Below are 18,920 nucleotides of genomic sequence, written 5' to 3'. Positions count from 1 at the left end.
TTGTGCCGATGCACCAAAGAAAAAGGGCACCGAGGTGCCCTTTCTTCATGTTCCGGGGCAGGTGTTCTGCCCGTGGATATCAGCGACCGAACGAACGTCCGCCGCCACCGCCACCCGAGCGGTTGCCACCACCGCCGCCGTAGCCGCCGCCACCACCCGAACGGCCACCGCCGCCCGAACGATTGCCGCCGTAGCCACCACCGCCGCCGCCACCCGGACGACCGCGTCCGCGGCCGCCACCCATGTGGTCGACGCTCGTGCGCAACGGATCCGGCTGGCCGGCGCCGCCTGCGACCGCTTCGGCGCGCAGGTGCGCGACCTGGTTGGCTTGCGTCGGGCTGTGGCTGTTGCCGTGATGGCGCGGTTGGCGCTCGTCATGCGGCAGATGGCCTTGTTGGTGCTGCGGGGCATGGTGCGGCGTGCGTGCCGGACCTTGCGGGCCGCGGCCTTGCGGCGGGCGAGCGCCCTGGCCGCGCGGACCCTGGCCTTGGCCCTGTCCGCCGCCGTTGTTGGCGTTGCGGCCTTGACCGCCACCGCCCTGGCCGCCACCGCGGCGTTGACCGCCGCCATTGCCGCCACCACCGCCACCGCCAGCACCCTGGCCGGCCTTGTTCTCGCGGATGCGCTGCAGCATCTCGGTGCGGGCAGCCTTGGCGGCTGCTTGCATCACGTCGCGGCTCGGGGGACGACCAGCGCCGCCCCAGATGGTCTGGCGGCCCATGGCGATGGGTTCGGCGCGTTCGCCTTCTTCAGGACCGAAGCCGTCGACGATCTGCACGGGAATCGTCTGCTTGGTGAAGCGTTCGATTTCCTGCATGAAGCCTTCTTCGTCCAGGCACACGAAGCTCACGGCCTCGCCGCTCGAACCGGCACGGCCGGTGCGGCCGATGCGGTGAACGTAGTCTTCGCTGACGTTCGGGATCTCGTAGTTCACGACGTGCGGCAGCTCGTCGATGTCGATGCCGCGGGCCGCGATGTCGGTGGCCACCAGCGCGCGGATGTCGCCGCTCTTGAAGCCGGCCAGCGCCTGCGTGCGCGCGCTCTGGCTCTTGTTGCCGTGCAGCGCCATCGCCTCGATGCCGTTCTTGGTGAGGAATTCGGCCACGCTGTTGGCGCCGAACTTGGTGCGCGTGAACACGAGCACCTGGCTCCACTTGTTCTCGTTGATGATGTGCGCGAGCAGCGCCTTCTTCTTGCCGCGGCCCACGGGGTGGATCACCTGGGTGATGCGCTGCACGGTGGTGTTGCGCGGCGTGACCTGGATGCTTTGCGGGTTCTTCAGCAGCGTGGCCGCGAGGTCGCGGATCTCGTCGCTGAAGGTGGCCGAGAACAGCAGGCTCTGCTTTTCCCTGGGCACCAGGGCCAGGATCTTCTTCACGTCGTGGATGAAGCCCATGTCCAGCATGCGGTCGGCTTCGTCCAGGATCAGCATCTGGACCTGGCTCAGGTCGAGCATGCCTTGCTGCTGCAGGTCGAGCAGGCGGCCGGGGGTGGCCACGAGGATGTCGACACCCTTCTTGAGCTTGCTGATCTGCGGGTTCATGCCGACACCGCCGAAGATCACGGTGGAGTCGAGCTGCAGGTACTTGCCGTAGGTGCGCACCGACTCTTCGACCTGGGCCGCGAGTTCGCGCGTGGGGGTCAGCACGAGGGCACGGATGCCGGTGCCGCCGAACTTGTTGGTGGCGCTGCGGCTCATGCTGAGCTTGTGCAGCATCGGCAGCGTGAAGGCGGCCGTCTTGCCGGTGCCGGTCTGGGCGCCGCCCAGCAGGTCATGGCCTTCGAGAACCGCGGGAATGGCTTGCGCCTGGATGGGGGTGGGGGTGTCGTAGCCGTGCTCGTGCACAGCCTTCAAGATGGCGGGGGCCAGCTTCAGTTCGTCAAAATTCATTGGAAACAATAAGCGCCATACACGGCGCAGTGGCATCGGCCCGCCAGGCGTCTTGTTGACGCCGAGCCAGTCAAGGCAGATGAAGGTCAGGGGTGGGAGCCGAAAAACCCGTCGTGATAAAGGGCTTTCTTCGTCCCCGGCAGAGAGCCGGTGTTGCGGGCAACTGGACCCGGCAACGGGGCCTATTGTCGCATGAGTCGATAATGTGTGGTTTGCCGCGCCCGAATACCGCTTTCGGGCGCCCGCGCTTTTCCCGAATCTCCGCTACCCAAGGTAACTACCCCCAGATGGCTCAATACGTCTATTCGATGAACCGTGTCAGCAAGACCGTGCCGCCCAAGCGGCAGCTCTTGAAAGACATTTCGCTCTCTTTCTTCCCCGGCGCCAAGATCGGCGTGCTCGGCCTGAACGGCTCGGGCAAGTCCACGCTGCTCAAGATCATGGCGGGTGTGGACAAGGAATTCGAGGGCGAGGCGCTGCCCATGCCGGGGATGACGATCGGCTATCTGGAGCAGGAACCCAAGCTCAACACCGAGCACACGGTGCGCGAGTCGGTCGAAGAGTCCATGGGCGCGGTGTTTGCGGCCAAGGCGCGCCTCGAAGAGGTGTACATCGCCTATGGTGCCGAAGACGCCGACTTCGACGCGCTGGCGGCCGAGCAGGCCCAGCTCGAAGCCATCATCGCCACCGCCGGCACCGATTCCGAACACCAGCTCGAAATTGCCGCCGACGCCCTGCGCCTGCCGGCCTGGGACGCCAAGATCGGCGTGCTGTCGGGCGGCGAAAAGCGCCGCGTGGCGCTGTGTCGCCTGCTGCTGAGCAAGCCCGACATGCTGCTGCTCGACGAACCGACCAACCATTTGGACGCCGAATCTGTCGAATGGCTCGAAGTGTTCCTGCAGCGCTTCACGGGCACCGTGGTGGCCATCACCCACGATCGCTACTTCCTCGACAACGCGGCCGAGTGGATCCTGGAAATGGACCGTGGTCGCGGCATTCCCTGGAAGGGCAACTACAGCACCTGGCTCGAGCAGAAGGGCGAACGCCTGGCGCAGGAGCAGAAGAGCGAAGAAGCCCACGCCAAGGCGCTGAAGAAGGAGCTGGAGTGGTCGCGCCAGAACCCGAAGGCACGCCAGGCCAAGAGCAAATCCCGCCTGGCCCGCTTCGAAGAGCTGAGCGACATGGAATACCAGAAGCGCAACGAGACGCAGGAAATCTTCATTCCGGTGGCGGAGCGGCTGGGCCAGCAGGTGTTCGAGTTCCACGGCGTCAGCAAGTCCTTCGGCGACCGCATGCTGATCGACAACCTGAGCTTCACCGTGCCGCCGGGCGCCATCGTCGGCATCATCGGCCCGAACGGCGCCGGCAAGTCGACGCTGTTCAAGCTGCTCGCGGGCAAGGAAAAGCCGGATTCGGGCGAGGTCGTCATCGGCCAGACCGTGAAGATGGCTTTCGTCGACCAGCATCGCGACGAACTGGCCAACCAGAAGACCGTGTGGGAAGACATCTCGAACGGCCTCGACATCATCAACGTCGGCAAGTTCCAGATGGCCAGCCGCGCGTATGCGGGCCGCTTCAACTTCAACGGCGCCGACCAGCAGAAGAAGGTCGGCACGCTCTCGGGCGGTGAACGCGGCCGCCTGCACCTGGCCAAGACGCTGATCGCGGGCGGTAACGTGCTGCTGCTTGACGAACCCTCGAACGACCTCGACGTGGAAACGCTGCGCGCGCTCGAAGACGCGCTGCTCGAGTTCGCCGGCACGGTCATGGTGATCAGCCATGACCGCTGGTTCCTCGACCGTATTGCCACGCACATCCTGGCCGCCGAAGGCGACAGCCAATGGACCTTCTTCGACGGCAACTACCAGGAGTACGAAGCCGACAAGAAGAAGCGCCTCGGCGAAGAAGGCGCCAAGCCCAAGCGCATGCGCTACAAGGCCCTGAAATAAGGCTCACCCCCAGGCTGCGCGCACTTCGTGTCGCTTCTCCTTCCCCTGCCGGGGAGGGTTGGGTGGGGGCAGACGGCCTCTGAAAAAAGCTCAGTCTGCTTCAGCAAGAGCGCGCGGTTCCGCAAGGGGCTGCGCGCTTTTTTCATCGTCCGCCGCAAACACCTCGCGTGCGGCGAAGAGGCCGTTCAGTGCCGCCGGGAAGCCTGCGTATACCGCCATCTGCATGATGACCTCGACCACCTCGTCGCGCGTCACGCCGACGTTCAGCGCAGCGTGGATGTGCACCTTCAACTGCGGCGCGGCATTGCCCATGGCGGTGAGCGCGGCCACGGTCGCGATCTCGCGGGAGCGCAGGTCGAGGCCGGGGCGCGAGTAGATGTCGCCGAACGGAAACTCGATCACCAGACGGCCAAAGTCGGGCGCGATGTCGGCCAGGCTCTCGACCACCTTGACGCCGCCTTCACCGTCGATCTCGTGGAGCTTGGCCAGGCCACGCGTGTAGCGCAGGTTGTCGTTGTGGCCCTGGTTCTGTGTGTTCGTCATTGCTCGTCTTTCCTTCCCGGGCTTTGCCCGATAAAGGAGGACGCTTCTTCGTCTTCTCGACCTCGCGGTAGTGGTCGATCTTGAGCGACAGCGCCTGCATGGATTGCTGCAGCGCCGCCACCCGGGCCTGAACTTCGGCAAGGTGCTGTTCGAGCATCTCGCGCCGTTCGCCGACGCTGGCGTCCCCCTGGCTTCGAAGCCTGACGAAGGCCTGCATGCCCTGGATGGACATGCCGGTCTCGCGCAGGCGCAACAGGAAATCCAGCAAGTCCATGTCGGCGCTCGCATAGCGCCGCTGACCGCCCGGTGCACGTGGCACCGCGGCAATCAGCCCGATGCGTTCGTAGTAGCGCAGCGTGTAGGCCGTCAGGCCGGTTCGCTCTGCGACTTCCGCAATGGTCAGACTGGTTTCCATGGCGTTGATTCTCGAAATTAGAGCGCGCTCTAAGTCAAGCGCTTTGTCGAACTATTTTTGCGGGACATTCAGATCGGCATCCAGCCAGCCGCGCAGGCTGTTCACGAAGGCCAACGCCTGCACCCGGGGTAGATCGTCCACCCGCACGACCGCTTCGGCAAGCTGGCCGCTGCGCACGCGGTTGGCGCGGCCGATGCCGTTCAGCAAACCGCAGCGCAAGGGCGGCGTGACCCAGCGGCCGTCGAGCAGCAGGGCAATGTTGCCGCGCGTGCATTCGGTGATCTCGCCGTCGCGGTTCCACAGCAGGGTGTCGAACACACCCGCAGCGGTGGGCGCGAAGGCTTCGTAGTGGGCGCGGCGGGTGGTCTTGAAGCGGGTGAAGTCGCTGCCCGATTCGTTGAACGCGCGGTCCGCGAGCTGCAGCTGCACGCGTGAGGGCGGCGCTTCCATCGCGAACGCCTCGGCGCGGGGCGTACCTTGCGCATCGAACAGCAGGCGCACGCGCCACGTGCCGGCCGTGTGCTGTGCCTGAAGACGATGTAGGCAGGCGGCGGCGAGCGCTTCGTTCCACGCGTAGCCGAAATGCCGGGCGGCGTTTGCCATGCGCGCCAGGTGCGCCGGTGCATCGCGCAATTCGCCGGCTGCCAGCGCCAGTGTTTCGAGCAGCTCGAAAGGCGGATTCACGGGCCGCTTTGCGTGCGACAGGAAGGCACGCTTGTGCCGCCACTCCTCCCACTCGGCGTCGGCTTGCGCATCGGCCGTGATCCCGCTTCCGATGCCGCAGCGTGCCTCGCTGCCGCGCAGCGTCACGGTGCGGATCGGTACGTTGAAAGTCGCATGCCCGCCGGGCTGCACCACGCCTACGGCACCGCAGTACACACCGCGCGCCTCGGGCTCCAGTTCGCGGATCATGCGCATCGCGCTGACCTTGGGCGCCCCGGTGATCGAGCCGCACGGAAACAGCGCACCGAACACGTCGGCCAGCGTGGTGCCTTCGCGCACGAGGGCCTCGACATCGGACGTCATCTGCCACACCGTCGGCAGCGCCTCGGTGTGGAACAGCCGCGGCACGCGGACCGAGAAAGGCCGGGCCACGCGCGAGAGGTCGTTGCGGATCAGGTCCACGATCATGACGTTCTCGGCCCGCTCCTTCGGCACGGTGCGCAGCCGCTGCGCCAGCGCTTCGTCTTCGGCGGGCGTGGCGCCGCGCGGGGCTGTGCCCTTCATGGGACGCGTGAGGATGCGATCGCCATGCCAGTCGAAGAAGAGTTCGGGTGACACCGACAGCACCTGCTCTTCGCCGGTGTCGATGAAGGCGGTGTAGCCGTCGGGCTGCGCCTGCCGCAGCGCAAGAAACCAGTCTTGTGCATCGCCATGAAAGCCGGTATGCAATGGCGCGGTGTAGTTGAGCTGGTAGAGCTCGCCGTTCGCAATCGCGCGGTGGATGGCCTGCATGCGCTGGTCGAAGTCGGCGCGCGAGAGGCTGTCTTGCCAATCGACCGAAGGCACTGCCGAAGCGTCGCTCCGGGCTTCCGGCCATGGCAGGGCTTCGTCGTGCACGCCGAACCAGGCCAAAGGCCCGTCCGCCGCATGCACCGCGAACGCGGGGTCGAAGGCCGCCGCAGCCTCGTAGCGCAGATACCCCACGCACCAGCGCCCCTCACGCGCCATCGCCTCGACGGCTTCGAGCACAGGCAGCACCTCTGCGGCTGTCCGCGCCACCAGCACGCGCGACGGCGCACCGAAAGACAGGCGCAGCCGACTTGCACCATCGCCGCGCGGCTGTGCGAAATCGATCAGCGTGCGCAAGGTCGAATGCAGGGCGCCATCAGGCGGCATCGTTCGCCGCGGTCGTCGGTCCTGCCCCACCGCCCGCACTGCTGACTTGCGGCGCACGGGCCAGCACCCGCTTGCGCACCGCATAGATGTTGTTGCGCAGCGCATAGAGCTCGTCGGCATATGACAGCGGCACCGCCACCTTGTTGACCGTACGGTCGAGCTGGTCGAGGTCTTCGAGCAGGGACTTCTGTTCGGCCTCTTTCACTTCCGTCTTTGCATCGACCTTCGCCTCGATGTCGCGCAGCCGCGCATACCAGCGGAACACGCGCCGGCGCACGCGGAACTGGTACAGCGGCGGCACCACGCGGCTCAGCGGCAGCATCAGCACCAGCAGGCCGCCCAGCACCAGCCACATGCGCTCGACCAGGTTGCTGGCCCAGAAGGGCAGGTAGCGCTGCCAGATCGGCGGCGTGCCGTTGATGGCGCGGTCGCCCTCGGGGCTCACCGGCAGTTCGCTGGTGCGGGTGTTGGGAAAGTCGCGCGCCCGGTTGAACCAGCCGGCGCCGCTGTGCACCGATTGCGCCGCCTGCGCGAACAGTTGGCGCAGGGCCGGGTGGGTTTCGTCACGCGACAGCAGCGAGGTGGTGGCTGCCAGCAGAGCCACGTCGTGCGGCGGCAGGTCTTTCGACAGGTCGACCACGCCGCGCGGCAGCGTCACCGCCGAGAGGAACGGAAAGCGCCGCGAGTAGGCGTCGGCCTGGCCGAAGTCCATGAGCTTGATGTCGTCCGAACGCAGCAGCCGTTGCACCTGCGGCGATTGCGGCGCGGAAGACAGCACGATGGCATCGAGAAGGCCGGCCTGCAGCGCCTCGGCGGCCGACGCCTGTTCGAGGTTCGATAGCAGCAGGTCTTCGGGGCCCAGCCTGTTGGCCTTGAGCAGGCGCTCCATGATGTCTGGCAGCCCGCTGCCCGGAAGGTCGATGTTCACGCGCAGGCCGCGCAATTGGGCGAGCGTGGTCAGCGTGCCGCTCTTGCGATCGATCTTCTGGGCCGAGTCGGCACGGTAGAAGAGCCAGATCGGCTCGTAGAACAGGCTGCCGAGCGAAGTGAGGCCGGCCTCTTCGTCGGCCACCGGGTCGGCGCTGCCGCCGCGCACGAAGGCCACGTCGGCCCCGCCGGTGCGCAGCAGCTGCAGGTTCTCGGTCGAGCCCGAGGTGGGCTTGAGCTCCACTTCGATGCCGCTGTGCTTGAGCGCTTCGGCATAGCGCTTGCCGAACTGCGCATAGGCGCTGCCCGTGGGGCCGGTGGCCAGCGTCACGTGTTTGGGCGGCTGCGGCTGCAGCCACCAGTAGGCGGCGATCAGCAGGCCGATGACGATGAAAATGATCGGCCCTGCCGAGGCGATGAGGTCGCGGATCGACAGCAGGATCAGCTTCAGGGTTCTGGGGAACGCCATGGTGGTCTTCTCGTGTTCAGCCGCGCGCTACGGCGAGATCCGCCGCGCAGGGAATGTGCAGCTCGCCCACCGTCACCGTGCGCGCCGCATGCACCGCGCGCAGCGTGGCGATGGCCACCGCCTCGGCGGCCATGGTGCTGAGCACCGTCATGCCGGGAGCGTTGCCTTCCAGCGGCACGCGGCCGGTGGCCAGCGCGAACAGCGTGTCGCCGTCGCTCATGGTGTGCACCGGGTTGATGGAACGCGCGAGCCCGTCGTGCGCGACCATGGCGAGCCGGTTGGCCTGTACCTTGGTCAGCACCGCGTCGGTGGCGATCACGCCGATGGTGGTGTTTGTGCCCGCCAGCAGCGGCTTGGGGCTGTCGCCGCGCAGCAGGGCACGGCGGGTGTCGAGCAGCGCCTTGCCGTCTTCGGTGCGCGCGCCGGCCACGGGCTGGCCGGTGTTGTGATCGATCACGTCGCCCAGCGAGTTCACCGCGATCAGCGCACCCACCGTGACGCCGCCGACCGTGACCGATGCGGTGCCGATGCCGCCCTTCATCGCGCGCTGCACGCCGAAGAGCTTGCCCACCAGCGCGCCGGTGCCCGCGCCCACGTTGCCTTCGGCGGGGGCAGCGGTGCTCGCGGCCTCGCAGGCGGCATAGCCGGCTGCGGCATCGGGGCGGATGCGCGCGTCGCCCATGGGCAGGTCGAACAGCACGGCGGCCGGCACGATGGGCAGGGTGCCGAAGCGCACGTCCATGCCGATGTTGCGTTCTTCCATCCAGCGCATCGCGCCGTCGGCGGCTGCCAGGCCCCAGGCGCTGCCGCCCGCGAGCATCACGGCGTGTACCTGTTGCACGAGGTTGCCGGGCGCGAGCAGGTCGGTCTCGCGCGTGCCGGGGGCAGCGCCGCGAACGTCCACGCCGGCCACGGCGCCGTCGCGCGCCATGACGACGGTGCAGCCGGTGGGGCGGCGGGTGTCGGAGAAGTGACCGACCTCGATGCCGGCGACGTCGGTGATGGAACCGGCGGAATGAGTGGGGGTGGAAGACGGGGCAGACATGGCGGCCGATTATGAGACCGCACCCTCTACGATCCCCACCATGACAGTTGCAAGAAGTTTCTCCCCAGACGGCGGCCGCCGTCATGTCGTGGTGATCGGCGCGGGCGCGGTGGGCAGCGCCACCGCCATCGAAGCCCTGCGCGCGGGCCTGCGCGTGACGGTGGTGGAGCCCGGCGAACCGGGTGGTCCGCAGGCCACGAGCTACGGCAATGCCGGCTGGCTGTCGTCGCACTCCGTGGTGCCGCCCGCGCTGCCGGGTGCCTGGCGCAAGGTGCCGGGCTGGCTGGCCGACCCGCTCGGGCCGCTCGCCCTGCGCTGGCGCTACCTGCCGAGGGCCCTGCCATGGCTGCTGCGCTACCTGGCCTCGGGCTGGACCGAGGCGCGCGTGCAGCGCACGGCCGATGCCCTCCGCACGCTGCTGGCCGACGCGCCCGCGCTGCATGCGCAACTGGCCGCCGAGGCCGGCGTGCCGCAGCTCATCGAGCGGCGCGGGCTGCTGCACGCCTACCGTTCGCGCGCCGAGTTCGACGGCGATGCGCTGGGCTGGCGCGTGCGCCAGCGCGTCGGCGTCCAGTGGGAGGAATGGCCGGAAGACGAACTGCGCCGCCGCGAGCCCGATCTGGCGGCGCGCTACACGCTCGGCATCTTCGTGCCCGAAGCCGGCCACTGCCGCAATCCGGGCGCCTACGTGGCGGCCCTGGCGCAGCATGCACTCGATGTGGGCGCCGAACGTGTCGCCGCCCGCGCGACGGGTTTTCGCATCGAGGGCCGCCGTCTGCGCGCCGTGCGCACTGAGGCCGGCGAAATCGCCTGCGACGGCGCCGCCATCTGCGCCGGTGCCCGCTCGGGCACGCTGGCCGCAGCCGCCGGCTCCGCGGTGCCGCTGGAGTCGGAGCGCGGCTACCACGTGGTCGTCGAAGACGCCACGGCCGGTCCGCGCACGCCGACCATGGTGGCCGACGGCAAGCTCATCGCGCACTGGATGGACGGCGGCCTGCGCGCGGCAGGGCAGGTCGAGATCGCGGGCCTCGAAGCGGCGCCCGACTGGCGCCGCGCCGAAATCCTGCACGAGCATCTGCAATCGATGTTTCCGTCGCTTGCACGACCCGCGCCCGGCGCGCCTTCCGTGAAGCACTGGCTCGGACACCGCCCGAGCCTGCCCGACGGGCTGCCCTGCATCGGCCCGTCAGGCGGCAGCGCCGACATCGTGCTGGCCTTCGGGCATGGCCATGTCGGCCTGTGTGGCTCGGCGCGCACGGGGCGGCTGGTGGCGCAGTTGCTCACGGGCGTTGCTGCGGAGATACCGTTGGCGCCTTTCGACCCGGGGCGCTTCAAGTCCTAGAGTTCGCCGCGCTCCAGCTCCGTGAGTAGTGCGCGCGTCGCGCGGCTGAGAAATGCCGACCGGCGCACGACGCAAGCTACGGGAACGCTCACATCGAGATCCGCGACTCGGACCAGCGCGAGATTGCCTTGTCCGACTTCCTCGGCAATGGCGCTTTCCTGGAGGAGCGCCAGGCCGAATCCCGCTTCGACCAGGCGCTTCTGAGCGGTCAGGCTGTCGATGGCGGTCCAGTCGATCCGCTCCACGCCCCGCACGAGGAACTGCGAAAAGATCGCCTCCGCGTAGGGCTCTGCGCGCCGCGGCTGCTGCGGAAAAGCCAGCCACCGTTCCCCCGAAAGACGGACGAGCGACTTCAACCGCTTGCCCGCGAGCGGATGGGCCGGCGCGCATGCGATCACAAGTCGCTCGTGGTGAATGATCTTGCACAGGAGGTCCGGCGACGGATCTTCGTAGTAGCGCAACCCCACGGCCGCATCGCCGGCACGGACCTTCTCGCTGACCTCGGCGCTGGTTGCCGTCTGCAGGCGGATGTCGAGGTCGGGAAGCGAGGACTTGAGTGTGGCGAGCACGGCAGCGAGGCCGGAGCTTGCGAGCGTTCCGACAGCCGCGAGGTGCACCGTGCCTGCCGCGCCGGACTTGGCGGCCTCCACCGCGGCGGCAGCGTCGCCGAGCGCAGCGGCAACCTTCTCGGCGTGGGGCAGCAGGGCCTGGCCCGCCTGGCTCAGCCGGAGCCCGCGACCGATGCGCTCGAACAGCGGCGCGCCCAACTCCTCCTCCAGCAGCGCGATGCGGCGACTGATTGCCGATTGCGTGCGTGCAAGCGCAGACGCGGCTGCAGACACGCCGCCTCGCCGATGCACCGTCAGGAACGTGGCAAGAGCTTCTGAATCCATGTGACGCCACCCATGCAAGAGATCGATAGATCAAAGAAATATTATGCGTTTGACGCGCATCTGCCTCCACATCACCATCGCGCCTTCATCCATCACGGCGGAGTTGACATGGACCAGGAGACACGCGTTGCGCGCGGCCGCACCTTCCTCGAACTGCATCGGGCGAAGCGCGGATTCATCATGCCCAACGCCTGGGATCCGGGCAGCGCGGTGCTGCTCGCATCAGAGGGCTTCAAGGCAATCGGCACCACCAGCGCCGGCATCGCGTTCTCGCTGGGAAAGCCGGACTACAACGTCAGAGATGCCCGCCTCTCAGTCAGCCGCGAGGAGATGCTCGCCGTGGTCAGGAAGATCGCCGAGGCGGTGGCCATTCCCGTGAGTGCCGACCTGGAAGCCGGCTACGGTGATGCGCCGGAGCACGTCGCCGACACCGTTCGCATGGCCATCGACGCGGGTGCGGCGGGCGGCAACATCGAGGACACCGATGCCGAGCATGGGTGCCTGTTCGACGAAAGCCTGGCCGTCGCCCGCATCGCAGCCGCCCGTGCCGCCATCGATGCCGCAGGAGGCGGCTTCGTGCTGAACGCACGCACCGATGCGTTCCTGCTTCCCGGCGACGATGCGCTGAACGTCGCGATCCGGCGCGCCAACCGCTTCATGGAGGCGGGGGCGCACTGCGTGTTCGTGCCCGGGGTCACTGACCTGTCCCGGGTCGCGACGCTGGCGCGCGAAATCGCGGGCCCTCTCAACATCGTGATGGGGCTGAACGAGGCTTCTGCCAGCGCCTTCGAGCTGATCGATGCAGGGGCCGCGCGGATCAGCGTCGGGGGATCGATCGCACGCTCGGTCATGGCGCTCGTGAGGCGCAGCGCGCGGGAACTGCACGCGCACGGAACGGTCTCTTACGCGGGCAGCCAGATTCCCCAGCACGAACTCAATGCCCTGTTCGAAGGGGCACTGCGAGCGAAGCTCAGTTTGCCGGCGCTATCGACAGCACAGTGAGTGCGCCGTCGACCTTGTCGGCCGTGAACTGCACCTTGTCGCCGGGCTTCACCTTCGTGAGCAGCGCGGGATCGCTCACGCGGAAGACCATCGTCATGCCCGTCATCTCGAGGTTGGGAATGTCGCCGTGCTTCAGCGTGATCTTCTTCGCGTCGGTGTCGATCTTGCGGACCTCGCCTTCGACGGACGGCAATGCGGCCTGCGCAAAGGCCGCCGCGGCGAGCAGGGCGGCAGAGAGTGCGGTGAACAGTTTCTTCATGATGAGTTTGCTTTCCTCGGTAAATGGTTGATTCAGCGATAGCTTTGATAGATGCGCGTGCTGCCATCGGCCAGCACCAGCAGCACGTCGTAGGAATCGCGCTGGTCGCCGTAAGCAGGGCCGTCCATGCCCGGCGAGCCGATCGGCATGCCGGGCACGGCGAGGCCGACGGCCTTGGGCTTTTCCTTGAGCAGCCGCTGCACTTCGCGTGCGGGCACGTGGCCTTCGATGGCGTAGCCGCCGACGAGGCCCGTGTGGCACGAGCCCAGCTTGGCGGGCATGCCCAGGCGGGTGCGCGCGGCCGTGTTGCCTTCGTCGTGCACGCGCGTGGCAAAGCCGCTCTTGTTGAGATGCTTGACCCAGTCCTGGCAGCAGCCGCAGTTCGGGTCTTTCCAGATCTCGACCATCGGTGCCGCGGCCATCGCTGTGAAAGGCACGGCAGTGGAAGCCAGTGCCAGCAGCAGGGTTCTTCGTTGCATGGTTTCTCCTTCAGGATTTGCCAGCGGCAGCCAGCACGCGGATGCGGCCTGCCATGCCGAGTTCGTAGTGGTCCTTCACGAGGCAGGCGAAGTCGAAATCGCCGGCGCGGTTGAAGGTCCAGACCATGTCGCCGGTCTTGCCGGCGGGCACGTGCACCATCCACGGATCGTCGTGTTCCATGTCCGGGAATTTCTTCATCATGGCCGCGTGAGCCTCGATCTCGGCGGTGGTGCCGAGCACGAGTTCGTGCAGTTCCTTGCCGCGGTTCTTCAGGCGCAGGCGGATGGTGTCGCCTTCGCGCACTTCGATGACCGAGGGCGTGAAGGTCATGTCGTCGGCCATCGCGATGTCGATGGTTCGCTTCACTGCATTGGCTTTGCCTGCGATGCCCCAGGCCTTCTGCTCGGGCGCGAGCGCGGCGGCGCCTTTGGGTTTGGGGCCGTTGTGGGCCTCGTGGGCCAACGAAGCAGTAGTGGCAGCCGCGAGCACGAGGCCCGCGGCGATGGACTTGATGAGTGTCTTGTTCATGATTTGAGCTCCAGAGAGGAAGGGGTAAAGGAATCAGTGGTTGTGTGCGCCAGACCCGGAGGGTTTGCGCACGGTTGCGTCCGGGCTGCTGTTCTTCATCGACGGCGCGGGTGTTTCCTTGCGCGTGGCCGGTGGCACGTTCGCGTTCGGCACTTCGCGCGCGACGGTGCTGGGCGGGTGCTTGAACCAACCCGGATCGCGGTAGTCGCCGGGCTTCTGGTCGCGCCGCACCTTCAGCAGCGTGAACATGCCGCCCATCTCGGCCGATCCGAAGGGGCCGGTGCCGGTCATCATCGGCACGGTGTTGTCGGGAATGGGCATCTCCATTTCGCCCATGTCCGCCATGCCCTTGTCTCCCATCACCATGTAGTCGGGCACGAGCTTGCGGATCTTCTCGGCCACGCCCTTGTGGTCCACGCCGATCATGGTGGGCACGTCGTGGCCCATTGGCCCCATGGTGTGGTGCGCCTTGTGGCAGTGCAGCGACCAGTCGCCTTCCTCGTCGGCTATGAATTCCATCTGCCGCATCTGGCCCACCGCGATGTCCACCGACACCTCGGGCCAGCGCGCGGTGCGCGGCACAGGGCCGCCGTCGGTGCCGGTCACCTCGAACTCGTGACCGTGGATGTGAATGGGGTGGTTGGTCATCGTGAGGTTGCCCACGCGGATGCGCACGCGGTCGCCCTTGCGCACGTTCAGCGTGTCGATGGCCGGGAACACGCGGCTGTTGAAGCTCCAGATGTTGAAGTCGGTCATGGTGTTGACCTTGGGCGTGGCGCTGCCGGGCTCCACGTCGAAGCTGCCGAGCAGGAAGCAGAAGTCGCGCTGCACGGGCTCGATCAGCGGATGGCTCTCCTTCGGGTGCGTGACCCAGAAGCCCATCATCCCCATCGCCATCTGCACCATCTCGTCGGCGTGCGGGTGGTACATGAAGGTGCCGGGCCGGCGCGCGGTGAACTCGTAGACGAAGGTCTTGCCCGGCGGAATGTGCGGCTGAGTGATGCCGCCCACGCCGTCCATGCCGTTGGGCAGGCGCTGGCCGTGCCAGTGCACGGTGGTGTGCTCGGGCAGCCGGTTGGTCACGAAGATGCGCAGGCGGTCGCCCTCGACCACCTCGATGGTCGGGCCGGGCGACTGGCCGTTGTAGCCCCACATGTTGACCTTGAAGCCTGGCGCCATCTCGCGCACCACGGGCTCCGCGACGAGGTGGAATTCCTTGACGCCGGCGTTCATGCGCCAGGGCAGCGTCCAGCCGTTGAGCGTGACGACGGGGTTGTAGGGGCGGCCGTTCGGCGGAACGAGCGGCGGCGCAGTGGCGGTGGAGCCTTGCGACACAGGTTCGGGCAGTGCTGCCATGGACACACGGCTGACGGTGGTTGCGGCAACAGCGGTGGCTGCGCCTGCGAAGAAGTTGCGACGATTCATTTCAATGGCCTCCCGTTGCGGGGGCATCACCGGCCGACGCGGTCTGCGCAGCCGTCATTCCACCGGGCGAGCTGCCCGTGAGCACCAGCTGCAGATCGGTGTCCGCCAGCCAGAAATCGCGCTGCGCCTCGATGCCGGCGTTCACGGCGAGCATGCTGGCGCGCGTTTCGCCAAGCAGCTCCCACACGCTCGCGAGCATGCCGTTGTAGCGAAGGACCATCTCCTCGTTGACCTTCTTGCGCAGCGGCAGCACCTCGTCGCGGTAGCGGCGGGCGATGGCGTAGGCGGTGTTCCAGCCCTGCCATGCTTCGCGCGCCTCGCTCGCGGCCAGCACGCCCACGTCGCGCACGCGGGCGGCCGACTGCAGGTATTGCGCCTCGGCGCGGCCGTTGCGGGCCTGTCCCCAGTCGAAGATCGGAATGGGCAGGTCGAGTTCGAAGCCGCGCTTGGTCTTTTTCGTGCGGTCGGCGTCGTTGTCGAAGGTGGTGTTGCGCACCACGCCCAGTTCCATCGCGTTGATCACGCTGGTGGCATGCGTCAGGCCGAGCGAGCCGGCCACGGCGGTGTTCTGCGCTTGCGCCGAACGCACGTCGAGGCGGTCGCGCAGCGCCAGCGCCTGCACGTCGCCCAGTTCGGGCGCGGCTTGCGGCAGCGGTGGCAGGCGGTCGGGCAGGGTGTAGGCGGCGCGAGCGCCGCTCAGGCCCATCAGGCGCGTGAGCTGCTCGCGGCCAGCGACAGCCGCCTGTTCGGCCCGCGCGAGCTGCGCGGAGGCATCGGCCAGCAGCAACTGTTCGCGCGTGCGCTGCAGCGCGCTCCAGTTGCCGACCTGGGCCATGCGATGCGCGAGCTCGGCGCCGGCTTCGGCCGCCTCCTTCGCATCGCGCAGGTAGACCACGCTTTGCTGCGCGGCCACTGCGCGCACCCAGGCGCGGCGAGTGTCAGCGGCGAGCATCAGCACGCTTTGCGCAGCCTGCAGCTTGGCCGCCTCGTGCCGCTGGCCAGCCCATCGGGCCTGCCATGGCAGCGTGACCAGGCCCACCACGTTGAAGCTGAGCATCCGCTCGAACTCGCGTTCGCTGCCCTGCGCCAGGCGGCTGAAGGAAAGCACCGGATTCGGCAGGCTCGCGGCCTGCACACGGTCGGCATCGCTAAGTTGCAGGGTGGCGAAGGCGTCTTGCACGCGCGGGCCGTTGATGAGCGCGATGCGTACCGCGGCTTCGACGTCCAGCGGCCTGGCGAGCAGGGCATCGACGCTCTTTTGCGAGGCTTCGTCGGGCGTGCGCTGGGCTGCGGTGCCCGCCATCAGCGGGTTGCCGTTGACCAGCACCTGCACGTCGGCGGTGCCGCCGTCGGGCGAGAGGCTGGCGCAGCCGGCCAGTATCAGGACGCTCGCGAGTGCAGTGGCGCGTTTGAGCAGCGCGCTACTTCTTCGATAGCAAGGGGGGCCGGCAAGCTGCCGGCGAACAATGGGGTTCACGCTCGATCTCCATGAGCAATACGACGGACGCTGCGAGCCGGAAAGGGCTCACTGCGGACGGACTACGGGCAGGGAGATCAGGAAATGGGCGGCTTCAGGCCCTGTGCGGGCTCTGCGCTGGCGAAGCGGGCCGCGTGTGCCGCGGGCGGCGCCTGGGGCGCGCTGTGCACGATGTCGACGAGGGGCATGCCGCCAAGGGCCACCGTGTGGCAGACCTGGCAGGCGGTGCAGGTGCCGCAGCCTTGATGGCCGGCGCCGTCGTTGCTGCTGTTGTCATGCGAACCGGCGTGGTCCGCCATGTCCATCTGCATGTCCATGCTGCTGCCGGCATCCATCGCCTCGTGGCAGTGGGCTTCGGTGGCCGTTGTCGCCATGGACACGGCCGCCTCAGCCGCCGGCAGCGAATGCCGCACCATCTCGACCGCCATGGCATCGCCGAGCCAGCCGCGGATGGGCAGCAGGGCGATCATGAGGGCGAGCAGCAGGGTGCGCATGGGCGGGATGATAAACCTGCGTCCTAAGACATCAGTTCAAGACACCAGCTGGCCCCGGGCCTTGTCAACCCACGCCTGCAGGTTGTCGAGCAGGTCTTTCTGGCTGAAGGAGCAGCTTTCTTCGCTGAAGAGCGCGCTCGACTCCAGCCGGTCGAGCAGGCTCAGCAGTACCTCGCCGTAGCGCGGTGGCAGGGCGCCGAGCAGCTCGGCGCAGGCACGGGCTTCGTTCGACAGCGTGGTGACGGAGCCGCCGTCATTAGTGCGCAGGGCCGCGATGCGCGCGGCAATGGTGTCGAGTTGCTGTGCGGCGCTCATGACTTGGTGTTCTTTCCGGGCGGAGGCAGCGACAGCCCGCGCTCGCGCATCAGGTCGCGCAGGATGTCCGGGTAGTCCGTGATGATCCCGTCCGCCCCCCAGTCCATCAGCCGCTGCATGTCGGCGCGCTGGTTCACGGTCCAGGGCAGCACCTTCAGGCCGAGCTTCTGCCCTTCCTTGATGACGGTAGGCGTGAGGTCGGCAAAAGCCGGCGACCAGATCACCGGGCCCGGCGCGTTGGCCGAAGCGGCCCTGACCATTTGCGGCACCGAGGCGAAGCCGGCCGCATCGATTCCGGCGGTCCAGCGGCTGTCCTTCAGCGTGCGGGGCGTTGTGAGGTAGGCGCGCGGCAATTGCGGCGCGAGCTTGCCGACCAGCGCCAGCGTTCGCCAGTCGAAGCTCTGGATCGTCACACGGTCGGCCATCTTCGCCTTGTCGATCTCGGCGAGCAGCGCGCGCACCATCGGCTCGGGCGCGGCGGTTTCCTCAGGCTTGGTCGGGTCGATCTTGGTCTCGATGTTGAAACGCACCGTGGCCGCGTCGGCGCCGCGTGCCTGCACCTGCGCGAACAGCGCGGCCAGAGTGGGAATGCGCTCGCCGTCGCGCGGCTGCTGCAGCGCGAACTGCTTGCCGTAGTTGCTCGTCGGGTTGAGGCGGCCCACGTCGTAGGTCTGCAGCTGGGCCAGCGTGAGCGAGCGGATGGCCGCGCCGGTGTTCGGCGCCAGCCATGCGCCGCTCGCATCGCGCGTGTGGTCGGGGTTGAGCGAGGTGTCGTGCGAGATCACGACAACGCCGTCGGCCGTGAGCCCGATGTCGAGTTCGAGCGTGGTCACGCCAAGGTCGACGGCATTGGAGAACGCGGCCAGCGTGTTCTCGGGAGCCAGCCCGCGTCCGCCGCGGTGGGCTTCGAGGTCGAAGTGCTGCTTGGCCGTGGGCAGGACGGCGGCGCAGCCTGCCATGAGCAGGGCGGAAAGGGCAGCAGAGAGAAGGGCGTATTTCATTTGAGCTGCACTTTGATCCCGTTGTCTTGCACCGTGATGTCGCCGATCTCGTAGGTCTTGCGCCCGACCGTGAGTTCGTCGGCCGTGAAGCTGCGCAGCACCTGGCCCTGCAGCAGTTCCTGCGCGACCACCGCGCCGATCTTCTGCAGCCGCTCGGCGTCGCGGCCTTCGACGCCCTGCAGCTCGAGGCGCTCGGCCTTGGGCTGGTCGAGCCGCAGCGCGCGCGTGGCCGGGTCGTACCTCAGCGCACTGCTGACCGACACCAGGCCCTGCACCGGCGAGGCCGCCAGCAGCGGGCTGGCGATGGTCAGCGTGGCCGTGATGGCCGCGCGGTTGCCGCGTGCGTCCAGGCCCAGCTGCGGATCGCGCAGCCCGACCATGAAGATCTCGGCATAGCGCTCGGCCACCGGGAAGCGCTTGGCGATCTGCGTCTGCAGCTCGTCGCGGGTGGCGGTGTATTCGCTGGTGAAGAAATTGAAGCCGGCCAGCGCCGCGAAGGGCGCCTGCAGGGCCGCGGCGCCCAGCAGCGCGCGCAGCACCCGGCGACGGGAGGTGGGGGACGGGGTGCGGAGGTTCATACCGGCCCGAGCTTGCCACAGCCGCAAAGGTTCCCGCCAGCCGCCCCC

The 18,920-nt window shown here is 67.9% G+C and carries 19 protein-coding genes; 3 read left to right on the top strand and 16 right to left on the bottom strand.

Annotated elements, in window-relative coordinates; translation table 11 throughout:
- Window positions 1-79 precede the first annotated feature (79 nt).
- On the bottom strand, window positions 80-1,891 hold the full coding sequence (locus BMW87_RS22885; RefSeq protein WP_093058279.1) for a DEAD/DEAH box helicase: 1,812 nt from the start codon (window positions 1,889-1,891) through the stop codon (window positions 80-82).
- 287 nt (window positions 1,892-2,178) lie between these two features.
- On the opposite strand from BMW87_RS22885, the gene ettA reads away from it, so the two are divergent.
- A complete protein-coding gene (gene ettA, locus BMW87_RS22880) occupies window positions 2,179-3,840 on the top strand; it encodes an energy-dependent translational throttle protein EttA (protein WP_093058280.1) in 1,662 nt (553 codons plus the stop codon).
- Between the two features lie 90 nt (window positions 3,841-3,930).
- On the opposite strand, the gene BMW87_RS22875 is transcribed toward ettA, so the two are convergent.
- The 5 genes from BMW87_RS22875 to BMW87_RS22855 are packed head-to-tail and all read right to left on the bottom strand — an operon-like array spanning window position 3,931 to window position 9,078.
- A complete protein-coding gene (locus tag BMW87_RS22875) occupies window positions 3,931-4,383 on the bottom strand; it encodes a carboxymuconolactone decarboxylase family protein (protein WP_093058281.1) in 453 nt (150 codons plus the stop codon).
- Window positions 4,301-4,798: a MerR family transcriptional regulator gene (locus BMW87_RS22870; protein WP_093078810.1), complete on the bottom strand. Its 498-nt coding sequence runs from the start codon at window positions 4,796-4,798 to the stop codon at window positions 4,301-4,303. Before BMW87_RS22870 ends, BMW87_RS22875 begins: the two co-directional genes overlap by 83 nt.
- Window positions 4,799-4,849: 51 nt before the next feature.
- Window positions 4,850-6,637: an aminodeoxychorismate synthase component I gene (gene pabB / locus BMW87_RS22865; protein WP_093078809.1), complete on the bottom strand. Its 1,788-nt coding sequence runs from the start codon at window positions 6,635-6,637 to the stop codon at window positions 4,850-4,852.
- On the bottom strand, window positions 6,627-8,033 hold the full coding sequence (locus BMW87_RS22860; protein ID WP_093078807.1) for a TAXI family TRAP transporter solute-binding subunit: 1,407 nt from the start codon (window positions 8,031-8,033) through the stop codon (window positions 6,627-6,629). The genes pabB and BMW87_RS22860 overlap by 11 nt, the downstream gene beginning before the upstream one ends.
- 16 nt (window positions 8,034-8,049) lie before the next feature.
- Window positions 8,050-9,078, bottom strand: coding sequence for a P1 family peptidase (locus BMW87_RS22855; protein ID WP_093078806.1), 1,029 nt, complete (start codon window positions 9,076-9,078; stop codon window positions 8,050-8,052).
- Window positions 9,079-9,118: 40 nt separating this feature from the next.
- On the opposite strand from BMW87_RS22855, the gene BMW87_RS22850 reads away from it, so the two are divergent.
- A complete protein-coding gene (locus BMW87_RS22850; protein ID WP_093078909.1) occupies window positions 9,119-10,420 on the top strand; it encodes an NAD(P)/FAD-dependent oxidoreductase in 1,302 nt (433 codons plus the stop codon).
- Here BMW87_RS22850 and BMW87_RS22845 read toward each other — a convergent pair.
- Window positions 10,417-11,313: a LysR family transcriptional regulator gene (locus tag BMW87_RS22845; protein WP_093078804.1), complete on the bottom strand. Its 897-nt coding sequence runs from the start codon at window positions 11,311-11,313 to the stop codon at window positions 10,417-10,419. The genes BMW87_RS22850 and BMW87_RS22845 overlap by 4 nt on opposite strands.
- A gap of 12 nt (window positions 11,314-11,325) precedes the next feature.
- Between BMW87_RS22845 and BMW87_RS22840 the strand changes: the two genes are divergently transcribed.
- Entirely contained in the window at window positions 11,326-12,315 is a 990-nt protein-coding gene (locus BMW87_RS22840; protein WP_218149766.1) for an isocitrate lyase/PEP mutase family protein, read from the top strand.
- Here BMW87_RS22840 and BMW87_RS22835 read toward each other — a convergent pair.
- The 9 genes from BMW87_RS22835 to BMW87_RS22795 all read right to left on the bottom strand — a co-directional run bounded on the left by BMW87_RS22835 (window position 12,284) and on the right by BMW87_RS22795 (window position 18,872).
- Window positions 12,284-12,574, bottom strand: coding sequence for a copper-binding protein (locus BMW87_RS22835; RefSeq protein ID WP_093078801.1), 291 nt, complete (start codon window positions 12,572-12,574; stop codon window positions 12,284-12,286). The genes BMW87_RS22840 and BMW87_RS22835 overlap by 32 nt on opposite strands.
- 32 nt (window positions 12,575-12,606) lie before the next feature.
- Window positions 12,607-13,053: a DUF411 domain-containing protein gene (locus tag BMW87_RS22830; protein ID WP_093078800.1), complete on the bottom strand. Its 447-nt coding sequence runs from the start codon at window positions 13,051-13,053 to the stop codon at window positions 12,607-12,609.
- A gap of 10 nt (window positions 13,054-13,063) precedes the next feature.
- On the bottom strand, window positions 13,064-13,582 hold the full coding sequence (locus BMW87_RS22825) for a cupredoxin domain-containing protein (RefSeq protein WP_093078798.1): 519 nt from the start codon (window positions 13,580-13,582) through the stop codon (window positions 13,064-13,066).
- Window positions 13,583-13,615: 33 nt separating this feature from the next.
- Window positions 13,616-15,007, bottom strand: a complete 1,392-nt coding sequence (locus tag BMW87_RS22820) for a multicopper oxidase family protein (RefSeq protein WP_093078796.1) — start codon at window positions 15,005-15,007, stop codon at window positions 13,616-13,618.
- Window position 15,008: 1 nt separating this feature from the next.
- A complete protein-coding gene (locus BMW87_RS22815) occupies window positions 15,009-16,484 on the bottom strand; it encodes a TolC family protein (protein WP_093078795.1) in 1,476 nt (491 codons plus the stop codon).
- Between the two features lie 77 nt (window positions 16,485-16,561).
- Window positions 16,562-16,978, bottom strand: a complete 417-nt coding sequence (locus BMW87_RS22810) for a hypothetical protein (protein ID WP_093078793.1) — start codon at window positions 16,976-16,978, stop codon at window positions 16,562-16,564.
- A gap of 36 nt (window positions 16,979-17,014) precedes the next feature.
- The gene (locus tag BMW87_RS22805) at window positions 17,015-17,293 is read right to left on the bottom strand and encodes a hypothetical protein (RefSeq protein WP_093078792.1); all 279 of its coding nucleotides are present in this window, start codon (window positions 17,291-17,293) and stop codon (window positions 17,015-17,017) included.
- Window positions 17,290-18,294, bottom strand: coding sequence for a glycerophosphodiester phosphodiesterase (locus BMW87_RS22800; RefSeq protein ID WP_093078790.1), 1,005 nt, complete (start codon window positions 18,292-18,294; stop codon window positions 17,290-17,292). Before BMW87_RS22800 ends, BMW87_RS22805 begins: the two co-directional genes overlap by 4 nt.
- A complete protein-coding gene (locus BMW87_RS22795; RefSeq protein ID WP_093078789.1) occupies window positions 18,291-18,872 on the bottom strand; it encodes a DUF1439 domain-containing protein in 582 nt (193 codons plus the stop codon). The genes BMW87_RS22800 and BMW87_RS22795 overlap by 4 nt, the downstream gene beginning before the upstream one ends.
- Between the last annotated feature and the right edge of the window lie 48 nt (window positions 18,873-18,920).

Source organism: Variovorax sp. OV084, assembly GCF_900111625.1.
GTDB lineage: Bacteria > Pseudomonadota > Gammaproteobacteria > Burkholderiales > Burkholderiaceae_C > Variovorax.
This window is presented reverse-complemented; position numbering and strand designations above follow the sequence as displayed.